Consider the following 15166-nt stretch of genomic DNA (forward strand, 5'->3'; position numbering starts at 1 on the left):
CGATTGCGATCAGCTCAGCCGGTCGATCGCCTCTGCCGACAACCCGCCGGGCACGATCATCAGCGGCACCGGCAATGACCCGACATCCGCCGCGAAATGGTTGACCAGCGCACCGGGGGCGCCATCGGCGGCGGCGCCCAGCACCAAGGCGGCGATCTGCGGATTTTCGGCGATCATCGCGCGGATCACCTTCGGCCCGTCGCCGCTGCGCACCGTGATCGAGGGGCGCACGCCCGATTCTTCCAGCAACGTGCCGGCCGCGCGCGCCACCAGCCCTTCGGCGTGCCGTTGCTGCTCGTCCTCGATCGTCGCCTGCACGCCGCCGAAGGGAATGAACTCCTGCGGCGGCAACAAGGCGAGGATCTCGACCCCGCCGCCAGTCTTCACCGCGCGTCGCGCCGCGAACCGCAAGGCGATCAGCGCCTCGGGCGTGTCGTCGATCACCGTCAGATAGATGCGCATCACGCCCCCTTTGCACGCCGGTGTACCGGTCGCGACCCGTCACGCCAAGCACATGGGAGAAGGAGGCGGGCTTGACCATACGGCGCGCGTCCGCAAGAGACGGGCGCCTGTCCCACGAGCCTCTCGAGGATCACGATGCCGATCGAAATCAAGATGCCTGCCCTGTCGCCGACGATGGAGGAGGGCACGCTGGCCAAATGGCTCGTGAAGGAAGGCGATATGGTCAAGGCCGGTGACATCATGGCCGAGATCGAGACCGACAAGGCGACCATGGAGTTCGAAGCGGTCGACGAGGGTGTCATCTCGAAGATTGCGGTTGCCGAAGGATCGGACGGCGTGAAGGTCGGCACGGTTATCGCGCTGCTGCTCGCCGATGGCGAGGAAGAGGGTGAGAGCACCCCCGCCCCCGCCGCCAAGGAGAGCGAGCCCAAGCCCTCGCCGGCCGACCCGAACAAGACCGGCACCGAGGCGCAGCCCGCCAAGGAAGACGTTCGCGACCATGGCAAGCCCGCCGATCCCAAGCCCGCTCCTGCGCGTCAGGACGGCGACCGCGTCAAGGCGAGCCCGCTCGCGCGCCGTCTCGCCGCCGACAAGGGCGTCGACCTGTCGGGCGTGAAGGGCAGCGGCCCCAACGGCCGGATCGTGAAGGCCGATGTCGACGGTGCGCAGCCGGGCAAGGCCTCCGCGCCGACCGCCGCCGCGGGCAGCGCCGTCCCCGCGACGTCGCCGGCTCCCGCGCCGACCCCGGCGCAGGTCCCCGATATTCCGCATGAGCTGACCAAGCTCACCAACATGCGCAAGACGATCGCGCGTCGCCTGACCGAATCGAAGCAGCAGGTGCCGCACATCTACCTGACGGTAGACGTGCAGCTCGACAAGCTGCTCAAGCTGCGCGGCGAGCTCAACGCCGGGCTCGAGTCGCGCGGCCTGAAGCTGTCGGTGAACGACCTGCTCATCAAGGCGCTCGCCGTCTCGCTGATCCAGGTGCCGAAGTGCAACGTGATGTTCACCCCGGACCAGCTCGTCAGCTTCCAGCGTGCCGACATCTCGGTCGCCGTATCGACCCCCGACGGCCTCATCACCCCGGTCATCACCGAGGCCGATACCGCGTCGCTGTCGAGCATCTCGACCCGGATGAAGGACCTCGCCGCACGCGCGCGCGACAAGAAGCTGAAGCCGGAGGAATTCACCGGCGGCACCGCGTCGATCAGCAACATGGGTATGTTCGGGATCAAGCAGTTCGAGGCGGTCATCAACCCGCCGCAGGGCATGATCCTCGCGGTCGGCGCGGGCGAAAAGCGCCCCTGGGTGCTGGGTGACGGTTCGCTCGGCGTCGCGTCTATCATGTCGGCGACCGGCAGCTTCGATCACCGCGCGATCGACGGGGCGGACGGTGCGCAGCTGATGAAGGCGTTCCGCGAGCTGGTCGAGAACCCGCTGGCGATGCTCGCCTGAGGCAGGTGCGCGTGGCGCAGATGGAGCTGGGCGCGGACAAGCGCGAGATCGCGTGGAGCGCGCTGTCGCTCGGCGTAACCGCCTTGGTCTTCAAGGGCGCGGCGTGGAGCTATCCGCAGGGCGCCGAGACAATCTGGCTGGTCGGCGCGGCGACGTTGGTCGCGGTCGGCCTGCTCGGTGCGCGCGACATCTGGCGCGTCCGCCGCCAAGGAGCCGCTGCATGAGCGCGAGCGAACTGCAACAGGCGCCGACGATCCGCGTCTCGGCAATGCCCGCCGATGCCAATGCGTACGGCGATATCTTCGGCGGCTGGCTGATGAGCCTGATGGACTCGGCGGCCGGACTCACCGCGGCGCGGCGCGCACGCGGGCGCGCGGTGACGATCGCGATGGACGGAATGCAATTCCACGCTCCCGTCCATGTCGGCGACGAAGTGTCGGTCTACACGAAGATCGAACGCGTCGGACGTACCTCGATCGCGATCCAGGTCGAAAGCTGGGCGCGCGACCGGCACGGCGAGGAATCGCGCAAGGTCACGGAAGCGCGCTTCACCTTCGTCGCGATCGACGAGGACCGTCGCCCCCGCGAAGTGCCGCCGGCGGCGTAAGAATTTTTCGGGCCGTTGCGCCCGTGGTGACAACAGGGGCTGCGGCCCGGGAGTGGTTACATGGCTGACACCTACGACCTTATCGTTCTCGGCTCCGGCCCCGGCGGCTATGTCGCCGCGATCCGCGGCGCGCAGCTCGGCCTGAAGGTCGCGATCGTCGAGCGCGAACGGCTCGGCGGGATCTGCCTCAACTGGGGCTGCATTCCGACCAAGGCGCTGCTGCGCACCTCCGAAATCTATCATTATATGACCCACGCGGGCGATTACGGGCTCAAGGCCGAGAATATCGGCTTCGATCTCGCCAAGATCGTCGATCGCAGCCGCAAGGTCTCCGGCCAGCTCAATGCCGGCGTCAAGGGCCTGATGAAGAAGAACAAGATCACGGTGGTCGAAGGCTTCGGCACGATCACGGCCAAGGGCAAGCTGTCGGTCAAGCAGGGCAACGGCACCGTCGATCTGGAGGCCAAGCACATCCTCGTCGCGACCGGCGCCCGCGCCCGCGACCTGCCGTTCGCCAAGGCCGACGGCAAGCGCATCTGGACCTATCGCCACGCGATGGTGCCCGAGGCAATGCCGACCAAGCTGCTGGTGATCGGCTCGGGCGCGATCGGCGTCGAGTTCGCGAGCTTCTACAACGACATGGGCGCGGACGTGACGATCGTCGAGATGCTCCCGCGCATCCTGCCGGTCGAAGACGAGGAAGTCAGCGCCTTCATGGAAAAGCGCCTGACCAAGGACGGGATCAAGATCGTCACCGGTGCCGCGCTCGAGAAGATCGACACCGGCGCTGACGGCGTGAAGGCGACGATCAAGGGCAAGGACGGCAAGTCCACCACCGAAGACTATAGCCACGTCATCGTCGCGATCGGCATCGTCCCCAACACCGAGGAGATCGGGCTGGAGAAGCTGGGCGTCACCACCGAGCGCGGCCATATCAAGGTCGACGGCTTTGGGCGCACGAACGTCGAGGGTATCTACGCGATCGGCGACGTCACCGGCGCGCCGTGGCTGGCGCACAAGGCGAGCCACGAAGGCATCGTCTGCGTCGAGAAGCTGGCGGGCGGCAACCCGCACGCGTTCGAGACGTGGAATATTCCGGGCTGCACCTACAGCCGCCCGCAGGTGGCGAGCGTCGGACTGACCGAGGCGAAGGCGAAGGAAACGGGCCGCGACGTCAAGGTCGGCAAATTCCCGTTCATTGGCAACGGCAAGGCGATCGCGCTGGGCGAGGCGGACGGCTTCATCAAGACCGTCTTCGACGCCAAGACCGGCGAACTGCTCGGCGCACACATGGTCGGCGCGGAAGTGACCGAGTTGATCCAGGGCTATGTCGTCGCGCGCCAGTTGGAGACGACCGAGCACGAGCTGATGGAAACGGTGTTCGCGCACCCGACGCTCAGCGAGATGATGCACGAGAGTGTGCTGGGCGCCTACGGCCGCGCGATCCACTTCTAGGCGCGGCGGCGTGTCGATCGTTCGGGACGCCTCCTACCTTCGTCGCCCCGGCCCGCGCCGGGGCCGCACTTCCTGATGACCGTCGCTTCAAATCGAAGCGCGTTTTCAGCGACGCTCTACGGATCATGGGAGCGGCTTTCGAAGTTGGCGCGCACGGCTGTCGTTTGGGTGCAACGCCCCACAGCCGCCTTCCGTCATTGCGAGCGTAGCGAAGCAATCCAGGGCCGGATCAGGACGCCCTGGATTGCTTCGCTACGCTCGCAATGACGCTCTCCTGCTCCAAGCGCGTCGCACGATGAGGACCAATCCGGGCTCCGCAGCAACCCCTACATCCGCCGCCCGCACCTGCTCGCCGGCGCGCTGCTCTTCGCGATATCGCTGGCGCTGTTCTGGCCCGGCTACGTCGAATACGACACGTTGCGCCAATATGAGCAGGTCGTGTCGGGCCAGCTCGACGACTGGCATCCGCCGATCATGGTGTGGCTCTGGCGCGCGCTGTTGCCGCTCGGGCAGGACGCCGCGCCGTTGCTGACGGTCCAGCTCGCGGGATATTGGTTCGGTCTCGCCCTCATCGCCGACGCGCTTGCCGAAACCGGCCGAAGCCGCGCCGGCTGGGCGATCCTCGCGACAGGCCTGCTGCCGCCGCTGCTCGGCTGGCAGGGCGTGGTGCTCAAGGACGCGCAACTGGTCGGCGCGAGCCTCGCCGCCACCGGGCTGATCGCGCGTCATCGCCTGCGCACGACGCCGGTGCCGCTCGCCAGCGGCGCGGCGGCGGCATTGCTGTTCGGCTATGCGCTGCTCGTCCGCGCCAATGCGGTGTTCGCGCTCGCACCGCTGATCGTCGCACTGCTCCTGCTGCGACGGCCCGCTGCGCAGCTTGCCGCCATGCTCGTCATCATCGGCGGCGTGCTCGCCGTGTCCGGCCCGATCAATCACCGCCTGCTCGGCGCGGAGCCGACCGACGTCACCAGCACCCAGCCGCGCTACGACCTCGCCGGCATCGCCGCCCGCACCGACGCGCCGGTCGCCCGCCTTCCTGCCAGCACCGGTGCGACGTTGCGCGCGGCACATTGCGTGACGCCCTATTTCTGGGATCCGCTCGGCGACACCCCCGCCTGCGCTGCCGCGCTGGCGGCGCTCGATCCGCGCGTACCGGGCCCGCTCTATCGGGCGCTCGCCATCGAAGCGATCCACCATCCGCTCGCTTATCTCCAGCAACGCGCCGCGCATCTGAACATGACGCTCCGCTGGCTCGTTGCGGCGCGCTTGCCGGGCGCGGAACCGCCGACCGCCAGCGAGCCCAACAGCTACGGCCTCGCCAGTCCCGGCCGTGCGGCGGCGGCATGGCAGTCGCTGGCGGCACTCGCGATCCAGACGCCGCTCGGTTGGCCGTTCGCCTGGCTTGCCGCCGCGCTCGCGCTGCTGGCGGCGGCGCGCGGTGCCCGACCCGGCCCTACCCGCCGCGTCGCGCTGGGGCTGCTCGCCTCGGCACTCACGCTGGAGGCGAGTTTCGCGGCGATCTCGATCGCTGCCGATCTGCGCTACCATCTGTGGCCGATCCTCGCCACCGCGCTGGCGGGGGTGCTGCTCGTCCGGCGCCCGCCGACACGTCGCGCAATGATCGCTCTCGCCGCGCTCGCCGGCCTGCTCGGTGTCCCGGCGATCGTCGCCCGCGCGCGCTTCGCCACGCCACCGCAGGATTATGACGCGCTGCTCCACTGGACGCCGCCCGTGGCGCTGCTGCCACGCTGAGCGGAATTCGTTCACGACGACGCGCCTTTTTCGGAATGTGCGCGTTGTGTCGCTCGTGAAACGTTCTGCCTCCCCCGCTTGAACCGGCTGGCACCCGACGAGGATGACGCACGCTTCATCCGCCGCGTGCTGTGGATCATCGTGATCGTGGCGCTGGTCGCCGCGCTCTACCTCGCGCGACACCTGCTGATCCTCGCCTTCGGGTCGATGCTGATCGCGATCGTCATCCACGCGATCGCCGAATTGTATGCGACCCGCGCCCGACTCGGCTCCAAACGCGCGATGACTGCCGCGATCCTGACGCTGTTCGCGTTCCTCGGGCTGTTGTTCTGGCTGTTCGGGGTCGAGTTCCGCGCACAGGTCAACACGTTGGTCGTCGCGCTGCCCGGTCTGCTCGATCAATTCCAGGCGTACATGTCGCAAAGCCCGGTCGGCGCGAAGGTGGTGGACGCGGTGCGCGCGGCCTTCGCCGGCAGCCGAGTCGCACAGGATATCGGCGAGATCGTGCGCGGCGCCGGGCAGTTGTTGCTCAACACCGTGCTGGTACTGTTCGGCGCGATCTTCTTCGCGGTCGACCCGAAGATCTACGAGCGCGGCGTGCTGCTGCTGGTGCCGCCGTCGCGACGCGCCGCATTGGAGGATGCGCTCGGCGACGTCGGATCGACCCTGCTGCTCTGGCTGCGCGCCCAATTGATCCAGATGACCGCGATGGGCCTGATGGTCGGTGTCGGTTTGTGGGCGGCGGGCGTGCCCTCGCCCGCAATGCTCGGGCTGCTGACCGGGCTGAGCGAGTTCATCCCCTATGTCGGCCCGGTCGCCGCGATGCTGCCTGCGCTCGGCCTCGCCGCGACCGCCGGCACCGATCAACTGCTATCGGCGCTGGGCGTCTTCGCCGCGGTGCGAGATCATCCAGACCAATTTCGTCACGCCGTTCGTCACCAGCCGAGTCGTCGCGATCCCGCCGGCGCTCAGCCTGTTCGCGATCATCGGCACCGGGGCGGTATTTGGCTTGTTCGGGCTGTTCTTCTCGGGCGGCATCCTCGTCGTCGGCTTCACGCTGGTGCGCAGCCTGTATCTCCGTGAGATGCTGGGCGAAGACATTCCGCGTTCGCGCGAACGCACGCTGTTCACCGCGATGGGGACGCCTCGTGAAGTAACCATCGACAAGCAAAGTGAAAAAGGGAACACTCAATTTAAGTGCCAGTTAACCTTTCTGCTTCAGATGCAGTTTGGTAAACGAACCAGACAGGCGTGACCGAGAAACGGTCTATCGCCGCCGACAACCGGGGAATTGCCGATGCGCGTGCTGCTGATCGAGGACGAGCCGACCACCGCCAAGGCCATCGAGCTGATGCTGTCGACGGAAGGCTTCAACGTCTACAACACTGATCTGGGTGAAGAAGGCCTCGATCTCGGCAAGCTCTACGATTACGACATCATCCTGCTCGATCTGAACCTGCCGGACATGCACGGCTATGACGTGCTCAAGAAACTGCGCGTCGCGCGTGTTCAGACTCCGGTGCTGATCCTCAGCGGCATCAACGAGATGGACTCGAAGGTGCGCAGCTTCGGCTTCGGCGCCGACGATTACGTCACCAAGCCGTTCCATCGCGAGGAACTGATTGCGCGCATCCACGCCGTCGTCCGCCGCTCGAAGGGTCATTCGCAGTCGGTGATCAAGACCGGCAAGCTGTCGGTGAACCTCGACGCCAAGACCGTCGAAGTCGACGGTGCGCGCGTGCACCTGACCGGCAAGGAATATGCGATGCTGGAGCTGCTGTCGCTCCGCAAGGGCACGACGCTGACCAAGGAAATGTTCCTCAACCACCTGTACGGCGGGATGGACGAGCCCGAGTTGAAGATCATCGACGTCTTCATTTGCAAGCTGCGCAAGAAGCTCAGCCTCGCGTGCGAGGGCGAGAATTACATCGAGACCGTCTGGGGCCGCGGCTACGTGCTGCGCGAGCCGGAAGAGGTTGTGCAGGTCGCGTGATCGAAGGATGACCTGTCGAGGTGCGTCGGCCGGGGCGATCTCGGCGCGCTGCCTCCAAGGTGATTGATCACCAAGGTTTAAACACGCTTTAAGTCGTTCCAACGCACCAATCGTCATTGCGAGCGTAGCGAAGCAATCCAGGGCGTCCTGATCCGGCCCTGGATTGCTTCGCTACGCTCGCAATGACGGGTAAGTCGCCGCCACGAACTTAACCGAACGAAGCGACAGGAGGCGCCCCCGCCCCCGGCCCCTCCGTCAGGCCGCCGACGGAAGCGCCCGCTTGCGCCGGCGCAGCATCACGCCGAGCGCACCGAAGCCGACGAGCATCGTCATCCACGTCCGCGGCTCCGGCACTGCGGCGGTCGGGCGGAAGTTGGCGGAATAGGTGTCGAGGTGCATCTCGCCATTCTGCACCATCGAGTTGAACACCGCGCTGCCCTGGATGTAATTGCTCGTCGTGCCCTTGGCGAGCGGCGCCAGCACCGATCCGCGCCACGCGGTCGTGAGGTTCACGTCGGTCGCCTCCGAAAAATTCCAGATCACGTTGCGCCCGAGCTGGTCGCTGTTGCCGAGAAAATTGTCGTCCAGCGTGATCGCCTTGCCGCTGACGTTGACGATCACCGTGTCGGCACCGTTTCGGTTGAAGGCGATTTCGCCGAACTTGGACAGGTCGCTGCCCGCCAGGGAGAACACCGCCACGCCGTTGCTGCCCGCGACCGCGTCGAAAGTGGCGCGATTGCTCGCGATCGACGTGGTGCTGTTCGCCGTCAGCGCCGCCAGACCGCTCGACAGGTCGGTCAGCGAGCGGGTCAGCGCGTCGCGTTGATCGATCAGCGCCTGGGTAAAGCCCGCGGCCGATGCCTGTCCCGAATTGACGGTGTTCTGGTTGACGTTGGTGTTGGCGATCGTGCCGCCGACCAGCACCGTCTGCGGATTGCCGTTGAGCGAGAAGCCGCTGGTGACGTTGCCGCCGACCGTCGCGCCGCCGACGAGGTTCTTCGTCCCGCCGGTCACGTCGCCGACGACCGTCAGCGCGGGCGTCTTCGCGCTCGAGGCAGCGGGCGTGCGGATCTGATAGTTGGACGAGTTGCCGCTCAGGGTGCCGCCGACGAAGGTGCGCCCCTCGACTTCCGAAGACGAGGTCAGGTTGCCGAGCACGATCAGGTTCCACTCATGCAGTGCATCGATGCCCTGAATGACGGTGGTGGCAGACGCCGGTGTGGCCGCCGCAAGCGCCAGCGCCGTCGTCAATCCCACCTTCCATGCTGTATGCGCCATCGTACCTGATCCCGAAGAATTGAGCCGGTTTCCTGACGCGCAGCGCGGCGCCTCGCAACGTCGTTTACCTTCTTACCGATCCATTTTCGGGACGCGTGGCTGCAAACGATTGACTTCCAATCTTTTACCTCCGTGCGATCGTCGTGGCGGAGCTGATCCATGGCCCTGCTTCGTCGCGATCGGCATAAGCGCGACGTCCCGGATCACGTCCGGGATGCCGAATCGGAGTGACGTTCTCGGCCCTAGATACCGCCTTCGGTCACCACGCGCCCGTCGGCCTCCAGCGCCGCAGTCAACGCAGCGATGCAGCGGTCGACCAGCGCCGGATCGGGCGAGCGGACCACGAAATTGGCGCCGGTTCGGCCGTCGCGGAAGAACGGATAGCTGCCGATCGCCACGCCCTCGTGCGCCTTCTCGGTGGCGCGCAGCAGCTCGGCGACCTCGCTTTCGGCGACCCAGCAGCCGATCGTCGCGCTGACCACCGGACGGCCGCCTTCGAGCTTTCCGGTCAGCCAGTCGAGCATCCCGGCGGTGATATGCGGCACCCCCGCCATGATGAAGATGTTGCCGGCGCGAATGCCCGGCGCGCCCGAGACGCGGTTCTCGATCAGCGTCGCGCCCTCGGGCACGCGCGCCATCCGTCGCCGCGCGTCGGTCAACCCGCCGCGCGTCTCGTAATGACGCTCCAGCACCGCGATCGCCTCGGGATGATCGACGACCGGCACGCCCAGCGCCGCCGCGATCGCATCGACGGTGATGTCGTCGTGCGTCGGGCCGATCCCGCCGGTGGTGAACAGATAATCGTTCCGCGCCCGCAGCGTGTTGACCGCCTCGACGATCGCCTCCTCGCGATCGGGCACTACCCGCACCTCGACCAGCCGGATGCCCTGCACGTTCAACCAGGTCGCGAGCTGCGCGATATTCTTGTCCTGCGTGCGGCCGGACAGGATCTCGTCGCCGATCACCACCAAAGCGGCGGTCCAGATGCGTTCAGTGGTCATCCGCTCTCACTAGCTCGCAATCATCTGCCTGCCACGCTATATCGGCGCGCATGACCGATTATGTGACCGTCACCAGCGATGCGCCGCTCGCGCGCACCGGCGCGATCAAGCTGCACGGGCCGGAAGCCTTTGCGGGGATGCACAAGGCCGGGCGACTCGCCGCCGAAACGCTCGACATGCTCGTCCCGCACATGGTGCCGGGCGTGACCACCGCCGAGATCGACAAGCTGATCTACGACTTCGTCAAGGCCGGCGGCGGCGTGCCCGCGACGCTGGGCTATCGCGGCTATACGCATTCCAGCTGCATCTCGATCAACCATGTCGTCTGCCACGGCATTCCGGCCGACAAGGCGCTCAAGTCGGGCGATATCGTCAATGTCGACGTGACGCCGATCGTCGATGGCTGGCACGGCGACACCAGCCGCATGTACCTGATCGGCGACGTGCCGCTGAAGGCGAAGCGACTGGTCGAGGTGACCTATGAATGCCTGATGCTCGGGATCGAGCAGGCGCGCCCCGGCAACACGATGGGCGACGTCGCGCACGCGATCCAGCGCCATGCCGAGGGGCATCGCTTCGGCGTCGTCCGCGACTTCTGCGGCCACGGCGTCGGGCGGCTGTTCCATGATGCGCCGGAAGTGGTGCACGTCGGCCGTCCGGGTACCGGGCCGGAGTTGAAGCCGGGAATGATCTTTACGATCGAGCCGATGATCAACATCGGTCGCCCCGACGTGAAGCTGCTCGACGACGGCTGGACCGCCGTGACGCGCGACCGCTCGCTCTCGGCGCAGTTCGAACATTCGATCGGGATCACCGAGGACGGCTGCGAAATCTTCACCGGCTCGCCGGCCGGGCTCGACAAGCCGCCCTACTAACCTCGCCCGTCAGGACACGATCCGGAACGTGTAGCTGTAATCGGTCGACGTTCCGCGCACGCCGACCCCGGTGATCTTCACCGTATAGCTCACCCCGGCCTTCAACCCCGTGACGTTGAACTGCAGGTTGTTGGGCACCGCGTAACCGACATTGTCGAAGCTGACATTGGTCACCGTCAACGCGCTCGCCCCGTCGCTGACCGCGATCGCTGCCTTCGAGAAATCGACCGTCGCGTTCGCGCCGCCGCGTTGCGTGGTGTCGGCGATGACGGTGAACGACAGCAGCGACGACGTATCGAAATAGCGCGCCGGATAATCGCCATAGGGATAGGCGACGAACGGCGGCAGGTTGGCAGGTACGCTGACCCCGCCGGTGAACGACACCACCTTCATCGCCGCGGCGTCGGTGCGGCTGCCGTCGGCAAGCACCTGCGCCACGCGGCCATAAGCGATCTTGCCGAGGAACGGATCGAGCATCCAGCGGCGATGCCCGACGTTGTTGGCGACCAGGTTCGACGTCTCGGTCAACCACCCGCCGAGGTACATGTCTTCGGTGTAATAAGCGAGATACGGCGAGATCAGCCCGCCATACAGGTTGCTGCTCCCCGCCCCCGACGCGCCGAGCGTCGTATAGCATTTCCACGACGGAGCGGGCGTATGGCTCAATTGCCCGTTGGCCGCCATCATCAGCGCCGCCTGTGTCGCCTGTTCGTCGTCGGCGCTCGAGTAGGTGACGGCAGGCAGCCGATGGAGCGCGCGGATCGCATTGAGCCGCGCCAGCACATCGTCGCGCACGCTCTGCACGAGCGTGCCCGGCCGGCAATCGGCGACATCCGGCTGCGTGCTGAACAGCGCCGCGGCGTTGGCCGCCCAGCTACCGGTCGGCGTGACCGGCGGCGGCATCGGCGTGGGGGTCGGTGTCGGTGAAGGCGCAGGCGTCGGGCTCGGCGCGGGGGTCGGACTCGGCGTGGGCGTGGGTGTCGGTGCGGGTGCCAGTTGCACGCCGCCGGTCGACGTGCCGCCGCTGGCGCCATCGCTGCCCCCGCCACCGCAGCCCACCAGCAGCAACGACAAGGCCGGGACGGCGCCGATCCGGAATACGCGGGAGAATCGCATCGGCATCGCATAGGGTTGCCGGGTTAAGAAATGGCATGTGCCCGCTAAAGCAGCAGCAATCCCGCTGATGCCCGTTTTACAGGCACGGAAAAGCCCGGATTTCCGCGAGTCGTCGCCTTGCCCTTCCGCGCCGCGGCTGGCACGATCGGTGCATCGATGCTGCTGGGGCATCCAAGTTTTTCCGGGGTGGGGCGTTCGTCGCGTGAAGAAGATCGAAGCGATCATCAAGCCGTTCAAGCTGGACGAGGTGAAGGAGGCGCTGCACGAAATCGGCGTGTCCGGCATCACCGTGACCGAGGCGAAGGGCTTTGGCCGGCAGAAGGGCCATACCGAATTGTACCGCGGCGCCGAATATGTCGTCGACTTCCTGCCCAAGGTGAAGCTGGAGGTGGTCGTCGAGGACGGGCTGACCGAGCGCGTGGTCGAGGCGATCGCCGCCGCCGCGCAGACCGGGCGGATCGGCGACGGCAAGATCTTCGTGATCCCGGTCGAAACCGCGCTGCGCATCCGCACGGGTGAGCGCGACAACGAAGCGATCTGACCCCATTCCTTCGCTCCGCTGTCATCGGAGCGTGCCACTTACCGCGCCACCTCGACCCTGCGTCGGGGCGACGCTTTTGCGAGAGAGAGCAACATCATGGCGAACACGGCCGCAGACGTTCTGAGCAAGATCAAGGACGAGGAGATCGAGTGGGTCGATCTGCGTTTCACCGATCCGAAGGGCAAGTGGCAGCATCTGACCATGGTCGCCTCGGTGATGGGCGAGGACGAATGGACCGACGGCCTGATGTTCGACGGCAGCTCGATCGAGGGCTGGAAGGCGATCAACGAGTCGGACATGATCCTGAAGCCGGATCTGGACGCGGTCTACACCGATCCCTTCTCGGCCACCCCGATGCTGATCGTCTTCTGCGACATCGTCGAGCCGTCGACCGGCGAAGGCTATAGCCGCGACCCGCGTACCACCGCGAAGCGCGCCGAAGCCTATGTCGCCACCACCGGGATCGGCGACACCGTCTATGTCGGGCCGGAAGCCGAGTTCTTCATGTTCGACGACGTCCGTTTCGACACGTCGTACAACCAGTCGTACTTCAAGCTCGACGATATCGAGCTGCCGACCAACACCGGCCGCGAGTATGAGGGCGGCAACATGGCGCACCGTCCGCGCGCCAAGGGCGGCTATTTCCCGGTCGCGCCGGTCGACTCGGCGGTCGACATCCGCGGCGAGATGGTCTCGACGATGATCGAGATGGGCCTGCCGTGCGACAAGCACCACCACGAGGTCGCCGCCGCGCAGCACGAACTGGGCCTGACCTTCGGTACGCTCACCACCACCGCCGACCGGATGCAGATCTACAAGTATGTCGTGCACCAGGTCGCACACGCCTACGGCAAGTCGGCGACGTTCATGCCGAAGCCGATCAAGGAAGATAACGGCTCGGGGATGCACACGCACTTCTCGATCTGGAACGGCAAGGAGCCGCTGTTCGCGGGCAACGGCTATGCCGGGCTGAGCGACACCTGCCTGTATTTCATCGGCGGCATCATCAAGCACGCTAAGGCGATCAACGCCTTCACCAACCCGACCACCAACAGCTACAAGCGGCTGGTGCCGGGCTATGAAGCCCCGGTGCTGCTCGCCTATTCGGCGCGCAACCGCTCGGCCTCGTGCCGCATCCCGTACGGCACCGGCCCGAAGAGCAAGCGCGTCGAGGTCCGCTTCCCGGACGCGATGGCCAACCCGTATCTCGCTTATGCGGCGCTGCTGATGGCGGGTCTGGACGGTATCCAGAACAAGATCCATCCGGGCGAGGCGATGGACAAGAACCTGTACGATCTGCCGCCGGCCGAGCTGGCGGAAGTGCCGACGGTCTGCGCCTCGCTGCGTGAAGCGCTCGATTCGCTGCTGGCCGACCACGACTTCCTGCTGAAGGGCGATGTGTTCACCAAGGACCAGATCGAGGCGTACGTCGAGTTGAAGTGGGCCGAAGTCGCGCGCTGGGAAATGACCCCCAGCCCGGTCGAGTTCGACATGTACTACAGCGCGTGAGGCTGCCGTGCCGGCAGCCGGTGCGGCTTTGCCGCACACGCGCTGTCGGCCGGCCTCGCCGCAGGTGAGGACCGACGACGCCTGTCCTGAGCGCCTGCCTTCGCAGGCAGCCGAAGGGCGGCGTTGCCGGGTTCGAATGAGGGCGTCTTCCCACCCGGAAGGCGCCCTCTTTCGTGACTGTGAGCGTAGCGAAGCAATCCAGGGCCGGACCAGGACGCCCTGGATTGCTTCGCTACGCTCACAATGACGGAAACGGACAATCCACCCTCACCTCACCCCGACAAACCCAAAGCTCACCGCGCCAAAGCTCAACTAGACTCCCCATCGCTGCCGACTCGCGTACCATCGCATCCCTCTGCCACGACAACGGTCCGCGCCACCCGGGAGCCACAGCCATGTTCGCCATCGCCGCCAACGACCGCTTCGCCCCTTTCTCGATCGTCGCGATCTCGGACGCGCGGCAAAGCGAGCCGACGTGGCGGACGATGTTCGGCTGGCCCGCCAACGACCCGCGCACGATCCCGATCGCGGCCCGCTCGCGCGCGGAGCGCAAGATCTGGGCGGCGCGCGTCGATCAGGCGGTCTGCGCGGCCGATCGTCCGGTGCTATTGGTGGCGGACGGGATCGGCTGTGCGGCGAGCGCATGGTGGGGTCGGCTTTCGCCGAGCGACTATGTCTCGAAGATCGCCGGCGCGTTGCTGTTCGCGCCGCGCGGGGCGGACGTGACGCGCGACGGCGACACCGATCTCTTCGCCTCGCCGACCGCGCCCTTGCCCTTCCCCTCGGTCGTGATCTCGCCGCAGGGCGACGCCGGGCAGGTCGATGCGGCGGTCGAAAGCTGGGGCAGCCGGCTGATCGCCGGCCACCGCGACCGCCACGTCACGCGCGAGACGAACGCGTGGCGGCAAGCGCAGCGCCTGTTCCTGCGCGTGACGCACCAAGTGGCGGCGCATGAGGTCGGCCGTGCCGAGGCGCTGATCGGGCGGTAAGTTCCGAAGGGAGGCGCTGGGACCTAGTCGTCGCCTCCACCTCCGTCGCCCCTGCGCAGGCAGGGGGCCATGTCTGTCACGTCCTGACGAAACATCTGACACACTCAGCGCCACCTGTGTGTCGGCCGAAGCA

The 15166-nt window shown here is 66.6% G+C and carries 16 protein-coding genes; 12 read left to right on the plus strand and 4 right to left on the minus strand.

Features of this window, described 5'->3' with window-relative positions:
• Nucleotides 1-9: 9 nt before the first annotated feature.
• The gene (locus QP166_RS11150; RefSeq protein WP_333915962.1) at nt 10-462 is read right to left on the minus strand and encodes a universal stress protein; all 453 of its coding nucleotides are present in this window, start codon (nt 460-462) and stop codon (nt 10-12) included.
• A gap of 135 nt (nt 463-597) precedes the next feature.
• On the opposite strand from QP166_RS11150, the gene QP166_RS11155 reads away from it, so the two are divergent.
• The 8 genes from QP166_RS11155 to ctrA all read left to right on the plus strand — a co-directional run bounded on the left by QP166_RS11155 (nt 598) and on the right by ctrA (nt 7724).
• Nucleotides 598-1917: a pyruvate dehydrogenase complex dihydrolipoamide acetyltransferase gene (locus QP166_RS11155; RefSeq protein ID WP_333915963.1), complete on the plus strand. Its 1320-nt coding sequence runs from the start codon at nt 598-600 to the stop codon at nt 1915-1917.
• Nucleotides 1918-1928: 11 nt separating this feature from the next.
• Entirely contained in the window at nt 1929-2141 is a 213-nt protein-coding gene (locus tag QP166_RS11160) for a hypothetical protein (RefSeq protein ID WP_333915964.1), read from the plus strand.
• On the plus strand, nt 2138-2524 hold the full coding sequence (locus tag QP166_RS11165) for an acyl-CoA thioesterase (RefSeq protein ID WP_333915965.1): 387 nt from the start codon (nt 2138-2140) through the stop codon (nt 2522-2524). The genes QP166_RS11160 and QP166_RS11165 overlap by 4 nt, the downstream gene beginning before the upstream one ends.
• 60 nt (nt 2525-2584) lie before the next feature.
• Complete coding sequence (gene lpdA / locus QP166_RS11170; protein WP_333915966.1) at nt 2585-3979, plus strand: dihydrolipoyl dehydrogenase; 1395 nt, start codon at nt 2585-2587, stop codon at nt 3977-3979.
• 417 nt (nt 3980-4396) lie between these two features.
• Nucleotides 4397-5731 carry a hypothetical protein gene (locus QP166_RS11175; RefSeq protein WP_333915967.1) on the plus strand — a complete coding sequence of 445 codons (1335 nt, stop codon included), beginning with the start codon at nt 4397-4399 and terminating at the stop codon, nt 5729-5731.
• Nucleotides 5732-5809: 78 nt separating this feature from the next.
• Nucleotides 5810-6814 (plus strand): AI-2E family transporter, encoded by a 1005-nt coding sequence (locus QP166_RS11180; RefSeq protein WP_333915968.1) that lies wholly within the window; start codon nt 5810-5812, stop codon nt 6812-6814.
• Nucleotides 6741-6986 (plus strand): hypothetical protein, encoded by a 246-nt coding sequence (locus QP166_RS11185; RefSeq protein WP_333915969.1) that lies wholly within the window; start codon nt 6741-6743, stop codon nt 6984-6986. The genes QP166_RS11180 and QP166_RS11185 overlap by 74 nt, the downstream gene beginning before the upstream one ends.
• A 42-nt stretch (nt 6987-7028) precedes the next feature.
• Complete coding sequence (gene ctrA / locus QP166_RS11190) at nt 7029-7724, plus strand: response regulator transcription factor CtrA (protein ID WP_184035080.1); 696 nt, start codon at nt 7029-7031, stop codon at nt 7722-7724.
• A 255-nt stretch (nt 7725-7979) separates the two neighbouring features.
• On the opposite strand, the gene QP166_RS11195 is transcribed toward ctrA, so the two are convergent.
• Both QP166_RS11195 and QP166_RS11200 read right to left on the minus strand, forming a co-directional pair.
• Complete coding sequence (locus tag QP166_RS11195; protein ID WP_333915970.1) at nt 7980-9002, minus strand: choice-of-anchor A family protein; 1023 nt, start codon at nt 9000-9002, stop codon at nt 7980-7982.
• Between the two features lie 242 nt (nt 9003-9244).
• Nucleotides 9245-10003, minus strand: coding sequence for a competence/damage-inducible protein A (locus tag QP166_RS11200; protein WP_333915971.1), 759 nt, complete (start codon nt 10001-10003; stop codon nt 9245-9247).
• A gap of 50 nt (nt 10004-10053) precedes the next feature.
• Here QP166_RS11200 and map point away from each other — a divergent pair, with 50 nt between their 5' ends.
• Complete coding sequence (map, locus tag QP166_RS11205) at nt 10054-10878, plus strand: type I methionyl aminopeptidase (protein ID WP_333915972.1); 825 nt, start codon at nt 10054-10056, stop codon at nt 10876-10878.
• A gap of 9 nt (nt 10879-10887) precedes the next feature.
• Here the strand turns inward: map and QP166_RS11210 are convergent, their stop codons facing one another.
• Nucleotides 10888-11994: a CAP domain-containing protein gene (locus tag QP166_RS11210; RefSeq protein ID WP_333915973.1), complete on the minus strand. Its 1107-nt coding sequence runs from the start codon at nt 11992-11994 to the stop codon at nt 10888-10890.
• Nucleotides 11995-12196: 202 nt separating this feature from the next.
• Between QP166_RS11210 and QP166_RS11215 the strand changes: the two genes are divergently transcribed.
• The 3 genes from QP166_RS11215 (at nt 12197) to QP166_RS11225 (ending at nt 15033) form a co-directional block, all read left to right on the plus strand.
• Nucleotides 12197-12535, plus strand: coding sequence for a P-II family nitrogen regulator (locus QP166_RS11215; RefSeq protein ID WP_028056880.1), 339 nt, complete (start codon nt 12197-12199; stop codon nt 12533-12535).
• A gap of 96 nt (nt 12536-12631) precedes the next feature.
• Nucleotides 12632-14044, plus strand: coding sequence for a type I glutamate--ammonia ligase (gene glnA, locus QP166_RS11220; RefSeq protein ID WP_333915974.1), 1413 nt, complete (start codon nt 12632-12634; stop codon nt 14042-14044).
• A 395-nt stretch (nt 14045-14439) separates the two neighbouring features.
• Nucleotides 14440-15033, plus strand: coding sequence for an alpha/beta hydrolase (locus tag QP166_RS11225; RefSeq protein ID WP_333915975.1), 594 nt, complete (start codon nt 14440-14442; stop codon nt 15031-15033).
• Nucleotides 15034-15166 lie beyond the last annotated feature (133 nt).

Origin of the sequence: Sphingomonas sp. LR60, from assembly GCF_036855935.1 — a bacterium.
In the GTDB taxonomy this organism is placed as follows: Bacteria; Pseudomonadota; Alphaproteobacteria; order Sphingomonadales; family Sphingomonadaceae; genus Sphingomonas.

Bases quoted from the DNA above. Each gene is read 5' to 3' on its own strand.
- QP166_RS11195 (WP_333915970.1), bottom strand. From the start codon at position 9,002: ATGGCGCATACAGCATGGAAGGTGGGATTGACGACGGCGCTGGCGCTT.
- glnA (WP_333915974.1), top strand. From the start codon at position 12,632: ATGGCGAACACGGCCGCAGACGTTCTGAGCAAGATCAAGGACGAGGAG.
- QP166_RS11210 (WP_333915973.1), bottom strand. From the start codon at position 11,994: ATGCGATTCTCCCGCGTATTCCGGATCGGCGCCGTCCCGGCCTTGTCG.
- QP166_RS11225 (WP_333915975.1), top strand. From the start codon at position 14,440: ATGTTCGCCATCGCCGCCAACGACCGCTTCGCCCCTTTCTCGATCGTC.
- QP166_RS11150 (WP_333915962.1), bottom strand. From the start codon at position 462: ATGCGCATCTATCTGACGGTGATCGACGACACGCCCGAGGCGCTGATC.
- map (WP_333915972.1), top strand. From the start codon at position 10,054: ATGACCGATTATGTGACCGTCACCAGCGATGCGCCGCTCGCGCGCACC.
- lpdA (WP_333915966.1), top strand. From the start codon at position 2,585: ATGGCTGACACCTACGACCTTATCGTTCTCGGCTCCGGCCCCGGCGGC.
- QP166_RS11155 (WP_333915963.1), top strand. From the start codon at position 598: ATGCCGATCGAAATCAAGATGCCTGCCCTGTCGCCGACGATGGAGGAG.
- ctrA (WP_184035080.1), top strand. From the start codon at position 7,029: ATGCGCGTGCTGCTGATCGAGGACGAGCCGACCACCGCCAAGGCCATC.
- QP166_RS11200 (WP_333915971.1), bottom strand. From the start codon at position 10,003: ATGACCACTGAACGCATCTGGACCGCCGCTTTGGTGGTGATCGGCGAC.
- QP166_RS11165 (WP_333915965.1), top strand. From the start codon at position 2,138: ATGAGCGCGAGCGAACTGCAACAGGCGCCGACGATCCGCGTCTCGGCA.